Here is a 22,351-nt window from a genome sequence, read left to right on the forward strand (position 1 = left end):
CCTGGCGGCCCGGCCCGTGCGAGGTCAGCCGGCCAGCAGGGCGGCCATCCGTTGCGCCTGCGTCTCCCAGCGCCACTCCCGCTCCACCCAGGCGCGCCCGGCGGCGCCGAACTGCCGGGCCAGATCCCGGTCGGCGAGCAGCGTGGCCACCCGGTCGGCGAGCTGTGCCACGTCCCGGCCCCCGACCACGTACCCGGTCTCCCCCTCGCGGACCGCGTCCGGCGCGCCGCCGGAGTCTCCGGCCACCACCGGCAGCCCGGTCGCGCTCGCCTCCAGGTAGACGATCCCGAGGCCCTCCACGTCCAGCCCGCGGTTGCGGGTACGGCACGGCATCGCGTAGACGTCGCCGGCCGCGTAGTGGGCGGGCAGCTCGGCCGAGGGCACCGAGCCGGTGAAGACCACGTCGCGTTCCAGCCCGGCCTGCCGGGCCAGCTTCTCCAGCGTCGACCGGTACGGGCCGCCGCCGACCACGAGCAGCGCGGCGTCCGGCACCCGGCGGCGGATCTCCGGCAGCGCGCGGATCAGCATGTCCTGGCCCTTGCGGGGCACCAGCCGCGACACGCACACCACCACCGGCCGGTCGGCCAGCCCGAGCCGTGACCGGACCCGCCCGCCGTCGACGTCCGGGTGGTAGGTGTCCACGTCCACGCCGGGCGCGAGCCGCCGCAGCTCGGTGAGCCCGTCCAGCACGCGGGCCAGCCGCGCCCGGGTGTACTCGCCGAGGTAGGTGGTCACGTCCACGCCCCGCCCGATCCGGCGCAACGCCGACCGGGCGCCTGGGAGCGCCGCCCAGCCGACCTCGTGGCCGTGGGTCAGCGCCACCGCCCGGCGGATCCCGGCCCGCCGCCGCAGGCCCGCGGCGAGCAGCCCCAGCGGGGCCGCCGCGCCGAACCACACGGTGTCGCAGTCGTACGCGCGCGCCAGCCGCGCCGCCCGCCGGGCGATCAGCGGGGTGGGCAGCAGCACCCGGGTCCGCTCCCGGACCACCTCGAACGGCTGGTCGGCGTCGAACTTCTCCGCCCCGCGCCAGCTCGACGCGTACACCACCACCGAGCCGGGCTGCTGGCGTACCGCGAGGTTGTGCACGAACGACTGGATGCCACCGGGGCGCGGCGGGAAGTCGTTGGTGATCAGCAAGGTGCGGCTCATCGGCCGGACTCCCTGGCGTAGGCGCGGGCGGCGGCCATCCGCTCCACGGTGGACGGGTGGGTCGCCGACCAGAGGCGCTCCCAGCGCGGCGGGTCGGGGTCGGCCAGGTTGACCCCGGCCAGTCGCCGCTGCATCGCCTCGAACGTCGCGGGGTCGCCGGTGAGCGCCAGCGCGTGGGCGTCGGCGCGGGCCTCGATCCGGCGGGAGACGAGCGCCTGCACCGGGGTGGAGAGCAGGCCGGCGACCGTGACCAGCACGATCAGCAGCGGGAACGCCCGCGGCTGGGCGATCGAGTCGACGCCGGCGAGCCGCAGCAGCGGCGTCCACGAGCCGATCAGGTAGAGCGCCACCACCGCGGCGGCGGCGCCGAGCGCGCCGAGCACCGTGCCGGTCCACACGTCCCGGTCCTTCGCGTGCCCCAGCTCGTGGGCGACCACGCTTGTCACCTCGGCCGGTTCCGCCTCGCGCAGCAGCGTGTCGTAGACGACCACCCGCCGGGTCGGGCCGAGCCCGGAGACGTACGCGTTCACCGCACTGGTGCGCCGGGACGCGTCGGCGACGAGCACGTCGCGCACCGGTACGCCGTCCCGGGCGGCCATCGCGGTCAGCTCGCTGCGCAGCGGGCCCGGCTCCATCGGGGTGAACCGGTTGAACACCGGCTCGACCAGCACCGGCAGCACGAACGACAGCACCACCACCAGGACCGCCGCGCCGGCCGCGCCGAACGCCCACCACCAGCGCGGGGCGAGCCGTACCACTGTGTAGAAGCCGAGCAGGACCAGCGCGCCGATCACCGCGCTGACCGCGTACGACTTGAGCAGGTCGACCGCCCAGCCGCCCCAGGTCTGGGTGCTCAGCCCGTAGCGGACCAGCACGGTCCGGCGCCAGGCCGCGAACGGCAGCGTGAGCAGGTCGGCGAGGAACATGACGGCGAGCCCGCCGAGCACGGCCTGCGCGATCCAGTGCCCGCCGAAGGGCCGGCCGACCAGTTCGACAAGACGCCCGCCCAGCGGGGTCAGCCCGAGCAGCAGCGCCACCACCAGCCCTACTGCGAGCGCCGACCAGGCCGCCGGGCGCAGCGCGCCGTGGAACGCCCGGCCCCGGGTCACCTGCTCGGCCGGGAGGTCTCGCAGTGCCGCGAGCTGGTCGGCGCGGGGCGCCGGCGGGCGGCTCCACGGCACCAGCAGCGCCACCGCCACGAGCAGCGCGACCACCAGGCCGCCCAGGGTCAGCAGCGCCCAGGCGCGCGGGGTCACCGACCCACCCCGCCGTCGTGCCCCGTCCGCGTCATGCCGCTCCCCTCCCGCCGTGACCGCCCATCCTATTGCCCGGCCCTCGATCGGGACCGCCGTGCCCGACGCGCGACCCGACAGCGTGGCCCGGCATCAGTCGGGCAGGGCTCAGGCACGGCACCGGGGCCGGAGCCCGGGCCGGGGCCGAGGGCCGGGCCGGGGCCGAGGGCCGGGGGTGGTCGGGGCCGGGGGCCGAGGGTCGGGGGCCGAGGGCCGAGGGCCGGGCAGCGAACGGCCGACAGAGCCCAGGGTCGACAGAGCCCGGGCAGGCAGGCGGTGTCAGGCGATTCGGCGACGGCCGCCACGGCGGGGCGCCGGTGCCCGTGTCTCAGCCGGTGGGGACGGCAGCACCTCCACGTCGAATCCGGCCCGCGCGAACACCTCGATCGCCCGGTGCTCGGCCGGGCCGAGATCGGCCGGGCCGGAGTCGAACAGGGCGGTCACCAGGCAGCCGGAGCAGCCGGCACCACGGTTGCCGCAGGTGTCGCAGTCGATCAGCATCAACGCCTCCTGACGGGTCGCCGGTGGCGGCCGGGGAAGGAGCCACCACCGTCGGTCACCACGACGCTAACGCTCGGGTACGACAGAACCGGACATCGAGGCAGCAGCCGTCGCGAACCCGAACCAGTACGCCGAAGTGGCGTGATCAGCACGCGCGCGACCCCGCCACGTCCCCGAACTGGAGTCGATCAAGCGGCAGAAAGGACGGGCTCAGGAACGCGCCAGGCGCCGCAGCAGCGAGTCGGCGCCCAGCGGGTACGCGCCGTGCCGGCGTACCCCGTCGGCGACCTCGCGGTCCGAGGAGACCACGACCACCGGCCGCCCGGCCGGCTCGGCGCGGACCAGCCGGCGGATCAACTCGTCGGCGGTCTCCCCCTTGCGGGAGAACAGCACCCGCACGCCGCGCGGCGCCGGTGGCAGGCCGTGGATCCGCTCGGCGCCGTCGAAGACGACTGTGACCTCGTCCCCGGTCTGCGCGGCGATCCCGCCCAGCCCGGTGATGAGCCGCTTGCGCTGCTGCTCCAGGGACATCTCGCCGAAGCCGCGCTTGGTCACGTTGTAGCCGTCCACCACGAGGTGCGCCCGGGGCAGCGCGAGCAACTGGTCGAGGCGGGCCGGGTCGTCGGTGTCGCGGGCCCGCGTCGACGGGCCGGCCGGTGCGGTGCCCGGCTGCTCGGCGAACGCGTCGGCGACGAAGTCGGCCGGGAGCTTGTCCACCGGGTCGAGCGCCAGCTCGCGGCGCAGCCCCACGGCGGCCTGGCCGATCGTCTCCAGCAGCAGCCACAGCCGCGCGTCGTCGACCGAGCGGGCCTCCTTGGCGCTGGCCCGGGCCACTCCGGCGGCGGCCTCCGCCTCGGCCAGCCGGGCCCGGGCGCGGCGCAGTTCGGCGTCCGCGTCGGCGGCGGCGCGGGCTGCCCGCCCCCGCTCGGTGGCGAGCATCTCGGTGGCCTTGCGTTCCCGGGCCTGGGTCTCCCGCAGGGTACGGGTCAGCTGGCGGGCCTCCTCGCGGAGCTGCCCCAGCTCCTCCCGGACCCGGGCCAGCTCGTCGCGCAGTTTCTCCGCCTCGACCCGGGCCACCGCACGGTCGTGCTCGGCGCGGGCGGCCCGCTGCTCGGCCTCGCGTACCAGTTCGGCCACTACCGCGCTGTCTGCTTCGGCGCGTACCGCCTCGCCGCTGGCGTCGATGAGTTCCCGCCAGCCGCGGGGCCGGGCCAGGTAGGCCAGGGCGGCCACCTCGACCGGGTCGGCGGCGGCCGGTGCGGTGCCCTCGACCACAGCCGCGCCCAGGTCACCGGCGTCGGCGAGGACCCGGGCGGTGATCCGCTGCCGGAACAGCGGGTCGGCGGTGAGCTGCGCGGCGATCGCGGGCGCGCCGAGGCGGGCGCGGCGGTTGGGGGCGAACTTGGCGACCCGCCGCAGCGGCACCGGCACCTCGTCGGCGGGCAGGCCGGGCAGCACGGCGGCGGTCAGCGTGACGATCCGCTGCCGGACCGGCTCGGGCAGCACGGGCTCGGGCTCGATCGCGGGTGGCGCGTCCTCATCGGCGGGCACGCCGACCACCGGCTCCTCCACGGAGGAGTGGTCGTCGTACGGCTCGGTGAGGGGCATGAGGCAAGTCTCCCACCCCGAACGGGCCCACCGCCCGGTGAGTGAGCCGATCTCTCATCGTACCCCCGTGGTATCTCCTGGGGCGGCAGTGACAGGAGTGTCGGACCGTGCCGCTAGCGTCCCGCGGGTGACACGAGCGGAGTACGTCCAGGAGTCGCTGGCCGGCCTGGACCCGGCGGGCAGCGGTGTCGACCCGGCGCTGCCGCTCTACGCGACCACCTTCGTGGTGGTCGACCTGGAGACCACCGGCGGCGCGCCCGACGGCGGCGGGATCACCGAGATCGGCGCGGTGAAGGTCCGCGGTGGCGAGGAGCTGGGCGTGCTCGCCACGCTCGTCAACCCGGGCGTGCCGATCCCGCCGTTCATCACCGTGCTCACCGGCATCACCCAGGCCATGCTGCTGCCCGCCCCGCCGATCGAGCAGGTGCTGCCGAGTTTCCTGGAGTTCGTCAGCGACGCCGTGCTCGTCGCCCACAACGCGCCGTACGACGTGGGTTTCCTCAAGGCGGCCTGCGCGAAGCACGGCTACCGCTGGCCCAACCCCCGGGTGCTGGACACGGCCGCGCTGGCCCGGCGGGTGCTCACCCGCGACGAGGTGCCCAACCGCAAGCTGGGCACGCTCGCCGCCTACTTCCGCACCGCGACCCAGCCCACCCACCGCGCGCTCGACGATGCGAAGGCCACAGTCGACGTGCTGCACGGGCTGATCGGCCGCCTCGGCGGGCACCGGGTCGGCACGGTCGGCGAGGCGATCGAGTTCGCCCGCGCGGTCACCCCCACCCAGCGCCGCAAGCGGCACCTCGCCGACGGGCTGCCGAAGGTGCCGGGCGTCTACATCTTCCGGGCCGCCGACGACCGGCCGCTCTACGTGGGCACGTCCGGCGACATCGCCACCCGGGTCCGCAGCTACTTCACCGCCGCGGAGAAGCGGGCCCGGATCTCCGAGATGCTCGCCGCCGCCGAGCGCGTCGAGGCGGTCGAGTGCGCGCACTCGCTGGAGGCGGAGGTCCGCGAGCTGCGGCTGATCGCGGCGCACGCGCCGCCGTACAACCGCAGGTCGAAGTATCCGGAGCGCCAGGTGTGGCTGAAGCTCACCGACGAGGCGTACCCCCGGTTGTCGATCGTGCGCGACATCGCGCCCACCGACACGGCCTACCTGGGGCCGTTCCGGTCCCGGCAGGCGGCGGAGCTGGCCGCCGCCGGCTTCCACGACGCGGTGCCGCTGCGGCAGTGCACGCACCGGCTCTCCCGGCGCACCACCATGCCGGCCTGCGCGCTGGCCGAGCTGGGCCGCTGCCCGGCGCCCTGCGAGCACCGGATCACCCCCGAGGAGTACGACGACGCAGCGGCGACGCCGTTCCGCACCGCCACCAGCGACGACCCCGGAGTGGTGGTGGACGCGCTGCTCGCCCGCATCGAGGTGCTGTCGGCCGCCGAGCGGTACGAGGAGGCGGCCGTGGTCCGCGGCCGGCTGGTGGCGGTGCTGCGCGCGGCGGTCCGGATGCAACGGCTGGCCGCGTTGACCGGCATCGCCGAGCTGGCCGCCGCCCGTCCGGCCGCCCGGGGCGGCTGGGAGCTGGCGCTGGTGCGGCACGGCCGGCTCGCCGGGGCCGGGGTGTCCCCGCCGGGTGTCCACCCGCGACCCACCATCGCGGCGATCCGCGCCACCGCCGAGACGGTGCTGCCCGGGCACGGTCCGGTGCCGGCCGCGACCGCCGAGGAGACCGAGCGGATCCTGTCCTGGTTGGAACGACCGGAGACCCGGCTGGTCGAGTCGACAGACGGCTGGGCCTCGCCGGTGGCCGGCGCGGGGCGTTTCCGCGACCTGCTGACGAAGGCGGAGAACGGCGGATCCGCCAAACTCTCGACCGAACGCTCATGACCAACTGACCGATCGGACTACCTCGACTCCCTTAGTCTGTTAAAGGAGTGCAGACCTGCCCGATTCGCGGGCTCTGCTCCCGGTCGCCGGTTCCCGGTGGCCGAGGGCCGGGGTGAGGGAGGTGTCCCAGGTGGACGTCGACGCCGGACACGGCGCCGCCCTGGGTGGCGCGCTCCCGACCCAGGGCGAACTACCGCTCACCCGCCGCCTGCGTTCCCTGCTCACCTGGCCGACGGCCGACGGCGACCCGGTCACCACACTGGTCCGCGCCCACCGAGGCATCCACGCGAGCGCCGACGCCTCGGTGCTGCGCCGGGCCTACACGATCGCCGAGAACATGCACCGCGGCCAGTTCCGCAAGAGCGGCGAGCCGTACATCACCCACCCGCTGGCGGTGGCGCAGATCTGCGCCGACCTCGGCATGGACACCATCACCCTGGTCGCCGCGCTGCTGCACGACACGGTGGAGGACACCCGCTACACGCTCCAGGCGCTCCAGGAGGACTTCGGCCGCGAGGTCGCCCACCTGGTCGACGGCGTGACCAAGTTCGACAAGGCGTTCTACGGCAAGGCCGCCGAGGCGGAGACCGTCCGCAAGATGATCGTGGCGGCCGGCAAGGACGTCCGGGTGCTGGTGATCAAGCTGGCGGACCGGCTGCACAACATGCGTACGCTCGGCGTCCGCTCGGCCGCCTCCCGGGAGCGGATCGCCCGCAAGACCCAGGAGGTGCTGGTCCCGCTCTGCGACCGGCTGGGCATCCAGACGCTCAAACGCGAGCTGGACGACGTGGTGCTGCTGCACCTGCGGCCGGAGGAGCACGCGCGGATCGCCCGGTTCGTGCACGACCGGCCCGGCTGGGACGCCTACCTGGCCGACGTGGTGGCCCGCACCCGGGCGGCGTTGCGCCGCAACCGGGTCGACGCCGACGTCTCCCCCCGCCCCCGGCACCTCTACTCGATCTGGAAGGACACGGTCGCCGGCGACCACGCCGCCCCGTTCGACCTGCCCCGCATCGCGATCGTGGTGGACGGTCCGGCGACCGACTGTTACGCCGCGCTGGGCGCCGTGCACGGGCTCTGGCGGCCGGTGCCGGGCCGGTTCAAGGACTTCATCGCATCCCCGAAGAACAACCTCTACCGGTCGTTGCACACGAGCGTCTGCGGCCCGCAGGACCGCACGGTCGAGGTGCTGATCCGCACCACCGAGATGCACCGCTCCGCGGAGTACGGCGTGGCCGCCCACTACCGCTTCCCCCGGGCCGCGGGCCGGGGCGCCGACCGGGCGGACGAGCTGGCCTGGCTGCGCCGGGTGCTCGACTGGGAGCAGGAGACGGTCGACCCGACCCAGTTCATGGAGTCGCTGCGCTGTGATCTGTCCGAGGCGCAGATCCAGGTGGTGGCCGACGGGCGGCAGGTGGTGCTGCCGGCCGGGGCGACACCTGTCGACCTCGCGTACGAGCTGGGCACCGAGCGCGGCGACCACTGCCTGGCCGCCCGGATCAACGGCCGGCTCGCGCCGCTCTCCTCCGAACTGGAAGAGGGCGACGTGGTGGAGATCTTCACCGAGAACGACGCGGAGAGCGGCTTCGAGGCGGACGTGGCCCCGCGCGGCCCGCGCCGGGAGTGGCTGGGCTTCGTGAAGTCCCCGCACGCCCAGATGCAGATCAACCGCTGGTTCGCCGAGCACACCGAGCCGGGCATCTCGATCGCCGACAAGGTCCGGCTCGGCCGGGCCTCGATCGGCCTGGCGTTGCGCAAGCACAACCGGGGCCTGGCCAGCGACCTGCCGCTGCTGCGGCTGTCCGAGGAACTGGGCTACCCCGACCTGGAGACGCTGCTGGTGGCGGTCTTCGACCGCACCGTCGAGCCGGACACCGTGGTCCAGCAGTTGATCGATCTGGTCGACCACAGGCAGTAGACGGAGCCGGTCCGCGCCGGGACCACTAGCCTGGACGGCATGATCCCCCGCGCGCGTGCCACCGGACGGGCCCTCGGCTACCAGATCTTCTACCGGCTTCCGGTCCCGCTGCGACGGCGGCTGGTCCGGCTGGCCGTACCGAAGTACATCGTCGGCGCGGTCACGCTGGTCAAGGACACGGAGGCCACCGGCGCGGGCCGGATCCTGCTGCTGCGCCAGCCGCCCGGCTACAGCTGGACGCTGCCGGCCGGGCTGCTGCAACGCGGCGAGGCCCCGGTGGTCGGCGCCGCCCGCGAGCTGTACGAGGAATCAGGCGTCCGTCTGTCCCCCGACGCGCTGCGCCCGGCGGTGCCCAACGCGGTGGTGCACGCCAAGGGCTGGGTCGACGTGGTCTTCGAGGCGGAGGTGCCGGCGTCGACCACCGAGCTGAAGGTGGACGGCGCCGAGGTGTTCGAGGCCGCCTTCCATCCGCTCGACGACCTGCCCCGGCTCAGCCGCGCCACCGCCAATCTGCTCGGCTACTACGGCATCGGCCCGCGCGCCGGCGAGCACCCACCGGCCGCGTGAGCACCCCGTACGCGGGCACTGCGGCACCCGGGGTCGAGGTGTGCGCGGTGGTGCTGGCCGCGGGCGAGGGCACCCGGCTGCGCCCGCTCACCGAGCGGGTGCCGAAGGCGCTCTGCCCGGTGGGAAACGTCCCGCTGCTGGACCGGGCGCTGGCGCGGCTGGCCGGGCTCGGCCTGACCGGCCCGGAGCGGGTCGCGGTGAACGCCTGCTACCTGGGTGACCAGGTGGTCGCGCGGGTGGGCGGACGGGCTCACCTGTCGGTCGAGCCGGACGCTCCACTGGGCACCGCCGGGGGTGTGGGCCGGCTGCGGGACTGGATCGACGGCCGGGGCGTGCTGGTCGGCAACGCCGACGCGTACCTGGCCGACCCGCAGGCCCCGCCCGGGCCGGACATCGCCGCGCTGCTGGACGGGTGGGACGGGCACGGCGTACGCCTGCTCGGCCGTCCCGCCGACGACCCGCACGCCCCCGGGACCTTCGACGGCCACGAGTTCGTGGGTTTCTCGCTGCTGCCATGGCGGCTGGTCCGCGACCTGCCACCCACGTTCGGCGACCTGGTCCGGGCGGTGTGGCGGCCCGCGGAGGCCGCCGGGGCGCTCACAGTCGTGCCCTACCGGGGGACGTTCTACGACACCGGCACCCCGGCCGACTACCTGGCCGCCAACCTCCACGCGGCCGGACCGGACGGACTGGTGGACCCGGCCGCGACGGTGGACGGCCGGGTCACCGGCTCGGTGATCGGCGGGGGCGCGCGGGTGCACGGCGACGTGGACCGGTCGGTGGTGTGGCCTGGTGCGACAGTCGCGGCCGGGGAACGCCTGCGCGAGGTGATCCGGGCCGGGGACGACCTGACCGTCCCGGCGGCGCGGTGAGGGGCGCGGGCTCTAGCATGGGCCTCGTCGCCGACGAACGGAGAACCGTCCCGTGATCACCGCGATCGTGCTGATCGACTGCGCCACCGACTCCATCCCCGAGGTGGCCGAGACCCTGGCCAACCTGCCCGGCGTCAGCGAGGTCTACTCGGTGGCCGGGCACGTCGACCTGATCGCCATGGTCCGGGTCCGGGAGTTCGAGCAGATCGCCCAGGTCATCGCCGGCAGCATCTCGAAGGTGCCGGGCGTGCTCAACACCGAGTCGCACATCGCGTTCCGCGCCTACTCCCAGCACGACCTGGAGGAGGCGTTCGCGATCGGGCTGGCGAACGCCGACTGACACGAGCCGGTGACCGGCCTGCCCTCGCGGGCGGACCGGCCACCGTCGACCGTGCGGTACGTCAGCTCTGGCTGGGCACCGGGGTCTCCGTGGTGCCCGGAGCGGGCTCCTCGGTCTCGGTGCCGCCCGGAGCCGGCGACTCGGTGCCACCCGGGGACGTGGTGCCGCCCGGGCTGGGCGTGCCGCTGGCGCTGGTCTGCGGAACCGGGACGCCCAGGGTCTGGGCCAGGGCCACAAGCGCGTCGTAGTGCGCCTGGAGGACCGGCAGCGCGTCCTGCGCGATCTGCACCACCGACTGCTCCGAGCCCTGCGAGATCTCGGTCTGGGTGGCCTGGATCGCCTGGACGTGGCCGGCGAGCTGCGCGGTCACCCACGCCTTGTCGAACTCGGCCCCGCTGAGGTTGTTCAGCTTGTCCAGGACCTTCTGCTGGTCGGCGGTCGGGTCGGCCGGCAACTGCACGTTGAGCTGCTGCGCGGTCGACTGCACCGTCTGGTCCAGCTGGGTGTGGTCCGTCACGAACATCTTGCCCAGGTCCTTGACCTGCTGGTTCTGACCCTTCTGCTGGGCCAGGTTACCGGCGGTGATCTCGAACAGGTTGACCTGGTGAACCGCCTGCAGGTACTGCGTGTCCTGCGTCGACGGCTGTGCCGCCGCCTGCGCCGCGGCGGCGGGCGCCAGCCCCACGACCACCAGCGCGGCCAGCAGGCCCAGGCGTTTGATTCCCAACATTCGTTCCTCCCCCATGAGACGTCGGACCGCACGGATACCCGGCTGACCGGGGTTATTCCTGCGATTCCACCCGTCCGTGTCGGGGGCGACGGCCGTCGGCGCACCGGCCTCCCGCCGTACGCGGGAGGGAACGGGACGACCGGTGCGGAAACGGCAGTGGCGCCCGCCGGAAGATCCGGCGGGCGCCACTGTCAGTCGTACCGGGGAGGGTCAGCGACGGCTCTCGCCGCTGCCGATCTCCTCCCGCTCCGGCCGGGCCTCGACCGGCGGGTGCCCCGGCGAGACCGGCGCCTCGGCCGGCTTCTCGATCGGGTAGAAGAAGCCCCGGATCGCCGGGCCGAGGGCACCGAGCCGGTTCATCTTCTTCGGCACCACCCAGCCGACGTAGTCCAGCGCCGGCGGGTGACCGTCGTGGCCGTCGGCCGAGGTGAGCGGCTGGTGGACCTCGACGAACCGGCCGTCGGGCAGCCGCTTGATGATGCCGGTCTCCACGCCGTGGGCCAGCACCTCCCGGTCGTGCTGCTGCAGACCCAGGCAGATCCGGTACGTGATGTAGTACGCGATCGGCGGCAGGATCAGCAGGCCGATCCGGCCACCCCAGGTCATCGCGTTCAGGCTGATGTGGAACTTGTCCGCGATGACGTCGTTGGCGCCGGAGAGGGTCAGCACGACGTAGAAGGCGAGCGCCATGGCGCCCACGGCGGTGCGGGCCGGAACGTCCCGGGGCCGCTGGAGCAGGTTGTGGTGCTTGTAGTCCTTGAGGCGGCGCGCCTCCAGGAACGGATACATCGTCGACAGGCCGACCAGGATTCCGGGTAGCACCACAGTCGGCCAGAACAACGGTGGGATGACGTACCCGTTGCCGATCGGGATGTGGATCTCCCAGCCCGGCATGAGGCGGGTCGAGCCGTCGAGGAACATGACGTACCAGTCGGGCTGGCTGGCCGCCGAGACCACCCACGCCTCGTACGGGCCGAACAGCCAGATCGGGTTGATCTGGAACATGCCGCCCATCAGCGCGATCACGCCGAAGACGACCATGAAGAAGCCGCCCTGCTTGAGCGCGTAGCGCGGGAACATCCGCTCGCCGACCACGTTGGAGTTGGTCCGGCCGGGGCCGGGCCACTGGGTGTGCTTCTGCTTGAACACCAGGCCGAGGTGCACGCTGATCAGCGCCACCAGCAGACCCGGGACGAGCAGCACGTGGGCGATGAAGAAGCGGCTGATGATGATGGTGCCGGGGAACTCCCCGCCGAAGATCGACGAGCTGACCCAGGAGCCGATCACCGGGATCGACAGGATGATCGCGGAGGCGATCCGCAGACCGGTGCCGGACAGGCCGTCGTCCGGCAGCGAGTAGCCGGTGAAGCCAGCCAGGAAGCCGACCCAGAACAGCAGCGAGCCGATGATCCAGTTGGTCTCACGGGGCTTGCGGAACGCTCCGGTGAAGAAGACCCGCAGCATGTGGACCACGATGGCGGCCATGAACAGCAGGGCCGACCAGTGGTGCATCTGCCGCATGATCAGACCACCGCGGACATCGAACGAGATGTCCAGGCTGGAGGCGTAGGCGGCCGACATCGGGGTGCCCCGCAGCGGCGCGTAGCTGCCGTTGTAGATGACCTCGGTCATCGCCGGCTCGAAGAAGAACGTCAGGAAGACGCCGGTGAGCAGCAGGACGATGAACGAGAACAGCGCGATCTCGCCGAGCAGGAACGACCAGTGGTCGGGGAAGACCTTGTTCAGCAGCTTGCGCAGGGGCGTGGCCACCTGGAAGCGGTCGTCCACCGCCCGCGCGCTCTTGGCCGGCAGCGCTGCTGCATCAAACTTTCGGCGCTTCATGGCCGCTCCCAGAAGTCGGGACCGATGGTCTCGGTGTAGTCGGACTTCGCCACGAAGAAGCCCTCCTCGTCCACCTCGATCGGCAGCTGCGGCAGCGGCCGGTTCGCCGGGCCGAAGATCGGCTTGGCGTTGTCGGTGATGAGGAACTGCGACTGGTGGCAGGGGCAGAGCAGGCGGTTGGTCTGCTGCTCGTAGAGGCTGGCCGGGCAGCCGGCGTGCGTGCAGATCTTGGAGAACGCGACGTAGTTGCCCCACATGTAGTCGCCGTGGCCCTTGCGCTCGTTCGCGGCGCGCGACTTCTGCGCGTCGTCCTCCCGCAGGTGGATGAGCAGGGTCGGCGAGTCGGCGTGCAGGTTGCTCACGCCGCCGTCGATGCCCGGGAACACGGTGAGCTGGCCGCCGACGCTGACGTCGGCCGGGCGGATCGGACGGCCGTCCTCACGGATCAGCCGGATCTTCTTGCCGCCCTCGCCCGGCTGGAAGCCGGTGGTGAACATCTGGTTGTTCTTGTGCGGCTGCTCGATCAGGCCACCGATCAGCGGGGCCGCGGCCACCGCGCCCACCGGCGCCAGGCCGGCGAGCAACGAGATGCCGAGCAGCGGCCGGCGACGGACGCCCATCTCGTCGGCCAGGTAGAGCATGGTCTCGCCGGTGATCTTGCGACCCTCCGGGTCGTCGGCCTGGTCGTGCCGGTCCTGGATCGAGACCTCCTTGGGCAGCAGCTTCTTGCCCCAGGTCAGGATGCCGAAACCGATGCCCAGCAGCGCCAGGCCCAGCGTCACGCCGAGCAGCGGCGTGTAGAGCTTGTCGCCGCCGGTACCCGGCTCCCACTGCCACGGCCACCAGATGTAGACCACCAGGAAGGCGGTCGCGAAGACGCCGGTCAGCAGGAACATCAGGGCGACCGTGCGGGTCAGCCGGCGCTCGGCCTTGCTGCCCGGGACCACCTGCGGCTCGTAGTGGACGATCTCGATGTCGTCCCGCCGCGCGCCCTCCTGGACGATGTCGAACCGGGAGAGCCGGGGGTCGTTCACGTCGAGCGGCTCCGGGCCCTGCTGGGCCTGGTGCTCGGTGTGGGTGCTCATGCCGTCACCTCGCTACGGGTGACGCCGGGGGTCGGCGCCACAGCACTGGAAGCATTGATCCGTCCGGTCACGACTTGCCCGCGATCCACAGGCTCGCGAAGACCAGCGCGACGATGCCGACCAGGAAGATCGCGAGACCCTCGGTCGACGGGCCGTAGCGGCCCAGGTTGAAGCCGCCCGGATCGCCGTCGTGCTTCAGCGTCTCCTGGATGTAGGCGATGATGTCCGCCTTCTCCTCGGGCGTGATCTGGTTGTCGCCGAACACCGGCATGTTCTGCGGGCCGCTCAGCATCGCGGCGTAGATCTGCCGGTCGCTGGCCGGCGCCAGGCTCGGCGCGTACTTGCCGGAGGACAGCGCGCCGCCGCCGCCGCTGAAGGCGTGGCACTGCGAGCAGTTGATCCGGAACAGCTCACCACCGGTGGACAGGTTGGCGCCCTCACGCAGGTCGCCGTTGGGGACCTCCGGGCCGCCGCCGAGCTCCTGGATGTACTGCCCGAGCTGGCGCACCTGCTCGTCGGTGAACTGCGGCGGCTTGCGCATGGCCTGGGCCTCCTGCCGGGCCATCGGCATGCGACCGCTGCTGACCTGGAACTCGACCGAGGCCGCTCCGACGCCGATCAGGCTCGGACCGCGGCCCTCGACGCCCTGGGCGTTGCGACCGTGACAGGTCACACAGCTCACGTCGAACAGCGCCTTGCCCTCGTTGCCTGCGGCGGTCAACGGAGGGTTGTCCTGCGCCTGCACGCCGGGGGCGAAGACGGTGTAGGCACCGCCGGCCAGCATCAGCGCGGCGAACAGCCGGACCGCGGCACCCAGCCGGCGGCGGCCCCTGCTGCGCGCTACGGGCCGCCCGCGCAGCCGCGCGAGCAGACCGCGTCGGCGGTCGTTGTCAGAAGTCATGACCTGTGTCCTTAACCGGTTGGACCTTGTCTCAGGGGACGGAGCAGCGGCGCGGTTCGTGACGCGCCAAGATCACTGGAGCCAGTAGATCATGGCGTAGAGCCCGATCCACACGACGTCCACGAAGTGCCAGTAGTAGGACACGACGATCGCCGAGGTCGCCTGGGCGGGGGTGAACCGGCCCATCGTGGTACGGATCATGAAGATCACGAAGGCGATGAGGCCGCCGGTCACGTGCAGACCGTGGAAGCCGGTGGTGAGGTAGAACATCGACCCGTAACCGTCTTCGTTGATCTTCACACCCTCGTGCACCAGGGTCCGGTACTCGTTCAGCTGACCGAGCACGAAGATCAGACCCATCACGAAGGTGATCGTGAACCACCGGCGCAGAGCGTGGACGTCACCGCGCTCGGCCGCGAACACGCCGATCTGGCAGGTGATCGAGGAGAGCACCAGGATCACCGTGAACGTGGTCGCGTACGGGATGTTCAGCACCTCGGTGTGCTTCTCCCACTGCTCCGGCGCCGCCGCGCGGATGGAGAAGTACATCGCGAACAGCGCCGCGAAGAACATGAGTTCGCTGGAGAGCCACACGATCGTCCCGACGCTGACCATGTTGGGTCGGGTCAGGGAGTGGATCCGGCTCTTGTCAATGGCTGGGGCCGCAGTCACGCGGTCATTATTGCCCCTGACCGGGACCGACGATCAGCGGGGTGCCAAACCGGTCCCTTCCGTGGCCCGATCGTGGTGGTCCGCTTCGCCTGACCTACCCTGAAAAGCGTGCTGCACGTCGATCAGATCCGCGCCGTCACCTCGGCTGTTCCGGCGACACTGGCGGCGGGAGGCGAGGGCGCCCCGCCACCGTTCACCGTGACCCGGGTCCTCACCGAGACCCGCCTGGACAGCTGGCTCACGCTGGGCATCGTCCTGGCCGCCGGCCTCTACCTCTACGGGGTGCACAGGCTGCGGCTGCGCGGCGACCGCTGGCCGGTCATCCGTACCGTGTCGTTCCTCGGCCCCGGCCTCGGCGGCATCGCCCTGGTCACGCTCACCGGCCTCGGCGCGTACGACACCGCCCTGCTCTCGGTGCACATGGTGCAGCACATGGTGCTGTCCATGATCGCGCCGATCTTCCTGGCGCTCGGCGCCCCGGTGACGCTGGCGCTGCGCACGCTGCCGGTGCGGCCCCGCAAGCGGCTGCTCGCGATCGTGCACAGCAAGGTGATCCGGATCTACAGCTTCCCGCTCGTGGCGTTCGCCATCTTCGTGGTGAACCCGTTCGCGCTGTACTTCACCGACCTCTACGAGTTCACGCTGCGCCACGAGTGGGCGCACGAACTGGTCCACGCGCACTTCATCGCCACCGGCTGCGTCTTCTTCTGGCCGCTGCTCGGCCTGGACCCGCTGCCCGGCCGCTGGCCGTACCCGGGGCGCGCGCTGCTCATGCTGCTCTCGGTGCCGTTCCACACCGTCCTCGGCCTGACCATCATGCAGAGCACCACGCTGTTCGGCGGCGACTGGTACCCGTCGCTCAACCTGTCCTGGTCCGACCCCTGGAACGACCAGGTGGTCGCCGGCGGCATCCTGTGGGCCGGCGGCGAGTTCGTCAGCGTCACCATGCTCGCTGTCCTGGTCGTCCAGTGGGTCAAGCAGTCCGAGCGCGAGGCCCGCCGGCTCGACCGCGAGCTGGACCGCCAGGAGGCCCGCCAGCGCGCCGCGGAGGCGAGCACCTGACGGCACGTTCCGGGGTACGCCCCGAGCCCGCCGGGCGGGGCGACGGCCCGGATGTGACGACCGCTACGATCAGCGGGCAGCTACGAGGTGGGAGCCACGTCACGATGAGCGATCGTCTTTGCACCGTCCTGCTCTACAGCGACGACCCGAAGGTCCGCGACCGGATGCGGCTCGCCGTGGGCACCCGGCCGGCGCCCGGGATCGAGATCGAGTTCGTCGAGGCCGACGACTACAACGCCTGCATCCGGCTGGTCGACGACTACGAGATCGACCTGCTCCTGCTCGACGGCGAGGCGACCCCGGGCGGCGGCATCGGCATCGCCCGCCAGATCAAGGACGACCGGGACGACGCGCCGCCGACCTGCGTGGTGCTGGCTCGCGCCGCCGACCGCTGGCTGGCCGCGTACGCCGAGGTCGACGCCACGCTGACCCACCCGCTGGACCCGGTGGTCGCCGGCAGCACCGTGGCGGAGCTGCTGCGCCGCACCCACGCCGCGGCCTGACCCCTCCGGTCCTCGCGCGCCACGGCCACGCGGCCGTGGCGCGCCCCAACCGCATTCCTCACGCCGCTCGGGAGGCCCGCCATGGGCGAACGGACCTGGCCGCTTCTGCTCAACGCGCTGCTGCGCGGCGAGGAGCTCTCCACCGCCGACACCGCGTGGGCGATGGGCGAGATCATGGCCGGCTCGGCCACCCCGGCGCAGATCGCCGGGTTCGCCGTGGCGCTGCGCACCAAGGGTGAGACCCCCGCCGAGCTGGGCGGCCTGGTCGAGGCCATGCTGACCCGCGCGGTGCCGGTGCACCTGCCCGAGGACGTACGCGCGACCGCGCTGGACGTGGTCGGCACCGGCGGAGACCTCGCGCACACGGTGAACATCTCCACCATGGCGGCGCTGGTGGTCGCCGGGGCCGGGGTCCGCGTGGTCAAGCACGGCAACCGGGCCGCCTCCTCCTCGTGTGGCACCGCCGACGTGCTGGAGCAGCTCGGCGTACCCCTCGACCTGGCACCGGAGCAGGTGGCCCGCTGCGTCACCGAGGCCGGCATCGGCTTCTGCTTCGCCGCCCGCTTCCACCCCGGCATGCGCCACACCGGCCCGGTCCGGCGCGAGATCGGCGTACCCACCGCGTTCAACTTCCTCGGCCCGCTGACCAACCCGGCGCGGCCCCGCGCGGGCGCGGTGGGCTGCTTCGACAAGCGGATGGCCCCGGTGATGGCCGCCGTCTTCGCGGCCCGTGGCGACTCCGCGATCGTGGTACGCGGCGAGGACGGCCTGGACGAGTTCAGCACCGGCGCCCCCACCCGGGTCTGGGTGGCGCAGCAGGGCAGCGTCACCGAGGCCGTGCTGGACGCGACGGACCTCGGCGTGCCCCGGGCCACCCTGGCCGACCTGCGCGGCGGGGACGCGGTCTACAACGCCGACGTCGTCCGCCGCCTGCTCGCCGGTGAGACCGGCCCGGTGCGGGACGCGGTCCTGGTCAACGCCGCTGTCGCGCTTGCCACCCAGGGGCCGCTCGACGGCGATCTGCACGAGGTGCTGCGGGCCAATCTGGACCGGGCCGCCGAGGCTGTCGACTCGGGCGCCGCCGCGGCCGCGCTGGAGCGCTGGCTCGAGGTGGCGCGCACCGCCTGACGGCGGCCTGGCGCGGGTGTTGTCGTACCCGCGTGCCAAACTACACGGGAGTTATTTTCCGTTTTCGGTCTTTCGTTTTCGGTCTCTGGTCCGCCGGCCGGCGTCTCACCGCCTGGGCCGGTGCCCGGAGCGAGAGGAGCCTCCCGTGTCTGACCGCGAGCTGCACTGTGACACCTGCGAGGGCGTCGTGCTGTTCGAGGCGCCGCCGTGCGGCGACGGGCACGGCGCCGACTGCCCGGAGCTGATCTGCACCGGTTGCGGCGCGGCAGTGGTGATCGCCACGTTCACGTTCCGCGAGACCCGCCTGGCGAGCCGCCGCACACCCCGCCGGCCGTCCCACCCCCGGGCCGCCTGACCGCCGCTCCTTCCCCTCCGGCCATCCCGCCCTCCCGCCCTTCCGCCCGTCCGCGCGCCGCGCCTGTCCGCGCCTCTTTGCGCCCCCGCGCCTGTCCGCGCCTCTTTGCGCCTCCGCGCCTGTCCGCGCCTCTTTGCGCCCCCGCGCCTGTCCGCGCCTCTTTGCGCCTCCGCGCCTGTCCGCGCCTCTTGCGCCCTCGCGCCTCTTTGCGCCCCCGTGCCGCGCGCGGCCGCCCACCCTTCTCCACTCCGCCCCGCCCCACCCCACCCCGCCCGCCAGCCCAACCGTCCGCCGCTCGTGATCAAGGAGTTTGTGTCCCCCACGGTCGCCCCGGTGGACCCAAACTCCTTGATCACCGCTTGGTGGCCGGGGTGGCGAGGGCTCTCCCCGGCCGAACCGGTGATCAAGGGGTTTGTGTCATCGACGGCGCGCGAAAGTGCCTCAAACTCCTTGATCAACGAGGCCGGGCCGGCGCGGGAGCGCACGGTGGCCGGCGCTCGCCTGGGCGGTCGGCGGTGCGCGTAAGGCGTGAGGGCGGGCGTCGGGCCTTCGGGCGTGAGTGTCGGCGCTGACCCGTCACGGCACCCGGCCTTGAACGCGGACAAGCGGTGGTGAGCGAGATCTTGGAAGGAAAGGGCCCCTATGAGGGCGCTTTCCTTCCAAGATCTCCTGTGGTCCTGGCAAGTGGAACGGCGCTCCCGGTGAATGGAACGGCCCGGTGAGCGAGAACCCGGGTGGTGCGTGTCGGAGGTGGAGCGGGCACCAGGCCGACCGCACGGGCGGCGATCATGAGGTTGGCGGGGACAAAGAGGACCGCCAGCGCCGTCAACTTCATGATCGACGGGGACGGGCGGAGGGCGGGAGGCGGAGGGTGGGGGAAAGCGGCAGGCCCGCCTCCCCCGGTGGGGGGGGTGGCGGGCCTGCGGCGGTGGGTCTGTCAGTGCTCGGCGGTACGGCGGGTGCCCGAGTAGTACTCGAACAGCAGCCCGCAGGTGGCGAGGACGACCGCCACCAGGCCCAGTCCCAGCAGCCAGAACTGCCAGAACACCAGGCCGAGACCGGCGATCGCGGCGGCCAGCGCCAGCCCGAACGGCCAGTAGCTGCCAGGGCTGAAGAAGCCGACCTCACCGGCGCCGTCGGCGATCTCGCCGTCCGGCCGGTCCTCGGGGCGCAGGTCGATACGGCGGGAGACGAACCAGAAGAAGCCGCCGCACATCGCGCAGAGCAGGAAGGACAGCAGCAGCGCCACCGTGCCGATCCACTCGACGTGACCGCCGCTGTCGGCGTACGTCCAGGCGCCGTAGAGGATCGTCGCGCCGAGGAGGAACGTGGCGATGGTCAGGAAGATCTTCCACTCGGTCTTCATGCCGGACCCCTCAGCTTCCCGCGCCGGCCGTCGCGTCGGACGGGTTGAAGTTGTTCACGTCGCGCCGGGTGTCGAACGGCTTCGTCTCGGTGGCGTACTCTTCCTCACCGATCGCGCCGAGCGCCTCCTGGGTCGACTTGCCGGCCTTCTTGGCCGCCAGGAACTGGTCGTACTTCTCCGGCGAGACGACCCGCAGCTCGAAGTTCATGAAGGCGTGGTAGCTGCCGCACAGCTCGGCGCAGCGGCCGACGAACGCGCCCTCCTGGTCGATGCTGGAGACCTCGAACGTGTTGCGCACGTTGCCCGGCATGACGTCCCGCTTGAACAGCAGCTCCGGCACCCAGAACGAGTGGATGACGTCACGGCTGGTCTCCTCGAAGCGGATCGAGCGGCCGCTGGGCAGCACCAGCACCGGGATGACCTCGCTGGTGCCGAGCACCGAGGCGACGGTGTTGGCCTCGGTGCCCTGGCCGTCGCGGTAGTTGAACTGCCAGTTCCACTTGAACGCGACGACCTCGACGGTGACGTCCGGGTTCTTCGACTGCTTGTTCACGTCGGTCTGCACGACCGCCGTGTAGTAGAAGAGCACGGAGACCACGAGGATCGGCGCGATGGTGTAGAGGAACTCCATCGGCAGGTTGTAGCGGGTCTGCACCGGCAGCTCGTTGCCGCGCTTGCGGTAGCGGACCACGCACCAGAAGATCAGGCCCCACACGAACACGCCGACGGCGAGCGCCGCGATGCAGGACGCGATCCACAGGTCGTACATGCGGTGCGACTCGGGCGTGATGCCGCCCTGCGGCCAGCCGAACCCGCCGAACGCCTTACCGACGTCACAGCCGGTGAGCGAGACCAGCAGCGCCGCCGCGCCGAGACCGAGCCCGGCGATTCGACCAGCACCACGCCGCCGGCGTCCACCGGCCCCCGGGGAAGCGCTGTGCCGTACGGCCGAGCGCCGTACCTCCGAACTCCTTGCGACCACCTGGTCCTGCCTCCCTAGCGCGCCGCGGCGGTTGTTCTCCTTGACACCGACGGCAAAGGCGTCACCGACGGTCGCAGATTACTCGACCATGACCGGCCAGGCCGTCTTGGGGTCGCTGTCCACCCCCATCGGGGGGATCTTGGGCGTAACCGGGCGATAGCGTGGAGCCTCATGAGCGTCTCCCCGGTCTACCTGGACGCCGCCAGCGCGGCGCCGCTGCATCCGGTCGCGCGGCAGGCGATGCTGGCCGCACTGGACGACGGCTGGGCGGACCCGGCCCGGCTCTACTCGGCGGCCCGCCGGGCTCGCCAGCTCCTCGACGCCGCGCGCGAGGCCGCCGCGCAGACGCTCGGCGTCCGCGCCGACGAGCTGTCCTTCACCCCCAGCGGTACGGCGGCAGCGCACGCCGCCGTACTCGGAGGCCTGGCCGGGCGGCGGCGGGCCGGGGCGACGCTGGTGCACTCGGCGATCGAGCACTCGGCGGTGCTGCACGCCGCGGAGCGGCACACGGCAGGTGGCGGCGCGGCGGTGTCCGTACCCGTGGACCGGTCGGGCCGGGTGGACCTGGACGCCTGGGCGGCGGCGGTGGCCGCGCCCGGCGTGGCCCTCGCGGCGTTGATCGGGGCCAGTCACGAGGTGGGCACTGTGCAGCCGGTGCCCGCGGCGGCGGAGCTGTGCGCCGAGGCGGGCGTGCCGCTGTACGTGGACGCGGCGCAGCTGGCCGGGCGGGCGCCGCTGCCGTCGGGCTGGTCGGTGCTGACCGCCAGCGCGCACAAGTGGGGCGGACCGCCCGGTGTCGGACTGCTCGTGGTGCGCAAGGGCACCCGGTGGGAGTCGCCGTACCCGGCCGACGAGCGGGAGTCGGGGCGTACCCCCGGGGTGGTGAACCTGCCGGCGGTGGTCGCGGCGGCGGCGAGCCTGCGCGCGGCGGCGGCCGACGCGGCGGCGGAGGCGGCCCGGCTGGGTCCGCTTGTCGACCGGATCCGGGCGCGGGTGGCGGCCGAGGTGCCGGACGTGGAGGTGGTCGGCGACCCGGTGGACCGGTTGCCGCACCTGGTGACCTTCTCCTGCCTGTACGTCGACGGCGAGGCGTTGCTGCACGCGCTGGACCGGCGCGGGTTCGCGGTGTCCTCCGGCTCGTCGTGCACGTCGTCGACGTTGCGCCCGTCACACGTGCTGGAGGCGATGGGGGTGCTGTCGCACGGCAACGTGCGGGTGTCGCTGCACCGGGAGACCACCGAGGCGGACGTGGAGCGGTTCCTGGCCGAGCTGCCCGGGATCGTGGCGAACCTGCGGGCGGAGGCGGGGGTGACGGACCTGTGAGCGAGCCGGACGAGGTGCTGGACTGCCGGGGGCAGCGCTGCCCGCTACCGGTGATCAATCTCGCCCGGCTGGTGCCCGGCCTGCCGGCCGGCGCGGTGGTACGGGTGCTGGCCGACGATCCGGCGGCGGCGGTGGACATCCCGGCGTGGTGCCGGATGCGCGGCCACGAGTTCCTCGCCGAGCGCCCGGGGCCCGCCTACGACGTCCGGGTGTAAGGAAGGGCCCCTTCTTAACGCCTCAGGTAGAGGAAGGGGCCCTTCTTAACGCCGGCCG

22 protein-coding genes are annotated in these 22,351 nt (G+C 72.8%); 11 read left to right on the plus strand and 11 right to left on the minus strand.

What is annotated here, in order from left to right:
* Positions 1-24: 24 nt before the first annotated feature.
* The 4 genes from MICAU_RS22675 to MICAU_RS22690 all read right to left on the minus strand — a co-directional run bounded on the left by MICAU_RS22675 (position 25) and on the right by MICAU_RS22690 (position 4,550).
* Positions 25-1,149 carry a glycosyltransferase family 4 protein gene (locus tag MICAU_RS22675; RefSeq protein WP_013287681.1) on the minus strand — a complete coding sequence of 375 codons (1,125 nt, stop codon included), beginning with the start codon at positions 1,147-1,149 and terminating at the stop codon, positions 25-27.
* Positions 1,146-2,405, minus strand: coding sequence for a M48 family metallopeptidase (locus MICAU_RS22680; protein WP_013287682.1), 1,260 nt, complete (start codon positions 2,403-2,405; stop codon positions 1,146-1,148). The genes MICAU_RS22675 and MICAU_RS22680 overlap by 4 nt, the downstream gene beginning before the upstream one ends.
* 315 nt (positions 2,406-2,720) lie before the next feature.
* Positions 2,721-2,942 carry a hypothetical protein gene (locus MICAU_RS22685; RefSeq protein ID WP_013287683.1) on the minus strand — a complete coding sequence of 74 codons (222 nt, stop codon included), beginning with the start codon at positions 2,940-2,942 and terminating at the stop codon, positions 2,721-2,723.
* 210 nt (positions 2,943-3,152) lie between these two features.
* Complete coding sequence (locus MICAU_RS22690) at positions 3,153-4,550, minus strand: NYN domain-containing protein (protein WP_013287684.1); 1,398 nt, start codon at positions 4,548-4,550, stop codon at positions 3,153-3,155.
* 127 nt (positions 4,551-4,677) lie between these two features.
* On the opposite strand from MICAU_RS22690, the gene MICAU_RS22695 reads away from it, so the two are divergent.
* From MICAU_RS22695 to MICAU_RS22715, 5 genes are all read left to right on the plus strand, one after another.
* Entirely contained in the window at positions 4,678-6,432 is a 1,755-nt protein-coding gene (locus MICAU_RS22695; RefSeq protein ID WP_013287685.1) for a DEDD exonuclease domain-containing protein, read from the plus strand.
* A 130-nt stretch (positions 6,433-6,562) separates the two neighbouring features.
* On the plus strand, positions 6,563-8,350 hold the full coding sequence (locus MICAU_RS22700; RefSeq protein WP_013287686.1) for a RelA/SpoT family protein: 1,788 nt from the start codon (positions 6,563-6,565) through the stop codon (positions 8,348-8,350).
* Positions 8,351-8,389: 39 nt separating this feature from the next.
* Positions 8,390-8,917: an NUDIX hydrolase gene (locus MICAU_RS22705; protein ID WP_013287687.1), complete on the plus strand. Its 528-nt coding sequence runs from the start codon at positions 8,390-8,392 to the stop codon at positions 8,915-8,917.
* Positions 8,914-9,789, plus strand: a complete 876-nt coding sequence (locus MICAU_RS22710; protein WP_049794840.1) for a nucleotidyltransferase family protein — start codon at positions 8,914-8,916, stop codon at positions 9,787-9,789. Before MICAU_RS22705 ends, MICAU_RS22710 begins: the two co-directional genes overlap by 4 nt.
* Before the next feature lie 52 nt (positions 9,790-9,841).
* On the plus strand, positions 9,842-10,129 hold the full coding sequence (locus tag MICAU_RS22715; RefSeq protein ID WP_013287689.1) for an Lrp/AsnC family transcriptional regulator: 288 nt from the start codon (positions 9,842-9,844) through the stop codon (positions 10,127-10,129).
* Between the two features lie 61 nt (positions 10,130-10,190).
* Here the strand turns inward: MICAU_RS22715 and MICAU_RS22720 are convergent, their stop codons facing one another.
* The 5 genes from MICAU_RS22720 to ctaE all read right to left on the minus strand — a co-directional run bounded on the left by MICAU_RS22720 (position 10,191) and on the right by ctaE (position 15,359).
* Positions 10,191-10,859 (minus strand): DUF4142 domain-containing protein, encoded by a 669-nt coding sequence (locus tag MICAU_RS22720; protein WP_013287690.1) that lies wholly within the window; start codon positions 10,857-10,859, stop codon positions 10,191-10,193.
* Between the two features lie 210 nt (positions 10,860-11,069).
* Positions 11,070-12,701, minus strand: a complete 1,632-nt coding sequence (gene qcrB, locus MICAU_RS22725; RefSeq protein ID WP_013287691.1) for a cytochrome bc1 complex cytochrome b subunit — start codon at positions 12,699-12,701, stop codon at positions 11,070-11,072.
* The gene (gene qcrA, locus MICAU_RS22730) at positions 12,698-13,786 is read right to left on the minus strand and encodes a cytochrome bc1 complex Rieske iron-sulfur subunit (RefSeq protein ID WP_013287692.1); all 1,089 of its coding nucleotides are present in this window, start codon (positions 13,784-13,786) and stop codon (positions 12,698-12,700) included. The genes qcrB and qcrA overlap by 4 nt, the downstream gene beginning before the upstream one ends.
* A gap of 67 nt (positions 13,787-13,853) precedes the next feature.
* Positions 13,854-14,687, minus strand: coding sequence for a cytochrome bc1 complex diheme cytochrome c subunit (gene qcrC, locus MICAU_RS22735; RefSeq protein WP_013287693.1), 834 nt, complete (start codon positions 14,685-14,687; stop codon positions 13,854-13,856).
* Between the two features lie 72 nt (positions 14,688-14,759).
* Entirely contained in the window at positions 14,760-15,359 is a 600-nt protein-coding gene (gene ctaE / locus MICAU_RS22740; RefSeq protein WP_013287694.1) for an aa3-type cytochrome oxidase subunit III, read from the minus strand.
* A gap of 108 nt (positions 15,360-15,467) precedes the next feature.
* On the opposite strand from ctaE, the gene MICAU_RS22745 reads away from it, so the two are divergent.
* The 4 genes from MICAU_RS22745 (at position 15,468) to MICAU_RS22760 (ending at position 18,407) form a co-directional block, all read left to right on the plus strand.
* Positions 15,468-16,421: a cytochrome c oxidase assembly protein gene (locus MICAU_RS22745; RefSeq protein WP_013287695.1), complete on the plus strand. Its 954-nt coding sequence runs from the start codon at positions 15,468-15,470 to the stop codon at positions 16,419-16,421.
* Between the two features lie 104 nt (positions 16,422-16,525).
* Positions 16,526-16,924: a response regulator gene (locus tag MICAU_RS22750; protein WP_013287696.1), complete on the plus strand. Its 399-nt coding sequence runs from the start codon at positions 16,526-16,528 to the stop codon at positions 16,922-16,924.
* A gap of 81 nt (positions 16,925-17,005) precedes the next feature.
* The gene (gene trpD / locus MICAU_RS22755; RefSeq protein WP_013287697.1) at positions 17,006-18,052 is read left to right on the plus strand and encodes an anthranilate phosphoribosyltransferase; all 1,047 of its coding nucleotides are present in this window, start codon (positions 17,006-17,008) and stop codon (positions 18,050-18,052) included.
* Between the two features lie 145 nt (positions 18,053-18,197).
* Complete coding sequence (locus MICAU_RS22760; protein ID WP_013287698.1) at positions 18,198-18,407, plus strand: hypothetical protein; 210 nt, start codon at positions 18,198-18,200, stop codon at positions 18,405-18,407.
* Positions 18,408-19,344: 937 nt separating this feature from the next.
* On the opposite strand, the gene MICAU_RS22770 is transcribed toward MICAU_RS22760, so the two are convergent.
* Both MICAU_RS22770 and ctaC read right to left on the minus strand, forming a co-directional pair.
* On the minus strand, positions 19,345-19,773 hold the full coding sequence (locus tag MICAU_RS22770; protein ID WP_013287699.1) for a cytochrome c oxidase subunit 4: 429 nt from the start codon (positions 19,771-19,773) through the stop codon (positions 19,345-19,347).
* A 10-nt stretch (positions 19,774-19,783) separates the two neighbouring features.
* Positions 19,784-20,755, minus strand: coding sequence for an aa3-type cytochrome oxidase subunit II (gene ctaC / locus MICAU_RS22775; protein WP_013287700.1), 972 nt, complete (start codon positions 20,753-20,755; stop codon positions 19,784-19,786).
* Positions 20,756-20,926: 171 nt separating this feature from the next.
* On the opposite strand from ctaC, the gene MICAU_RS22780 reads away from it, so the two are divergent.
* A complete protein-coding gene (locus MICAU_RS22780) occupies positions 20,927-22,078 on the plus strand; it encodes a cysteine desulfurase family protein (protein WP_013287701.1) in 1,152 nt (383 codons plus the stop codon).
* On the plus strand, positions 22,075-22,293 hold the full coding sequence (locus tag MICAU_RS22785; RefSeq protein ID WP_013287702.1) for a sulfurtransferase TusA family protein: 219 nt from the start codon (positions 22,075-22,077) through the stop codon (positions 22,291-22,293). Before MICAU_RS22780 ends, MICAU_RS22785 begins: the two co-directional genes overlap by 4 nt.
* The last annotated feature ends 58 nt before the right edge of the window (positions 22,294-22,351 follow it).

It is taken from the genome of Micromonospora aurantiaca ATCC 27029 (assembly GCF_000145235.1).
Lineage (GTDB): Bacteria > Actinomycetota > Actinomycetes > Mycobacteriales > Micromonosporaceae > Micromonospora > Micromonospora aurantiaca.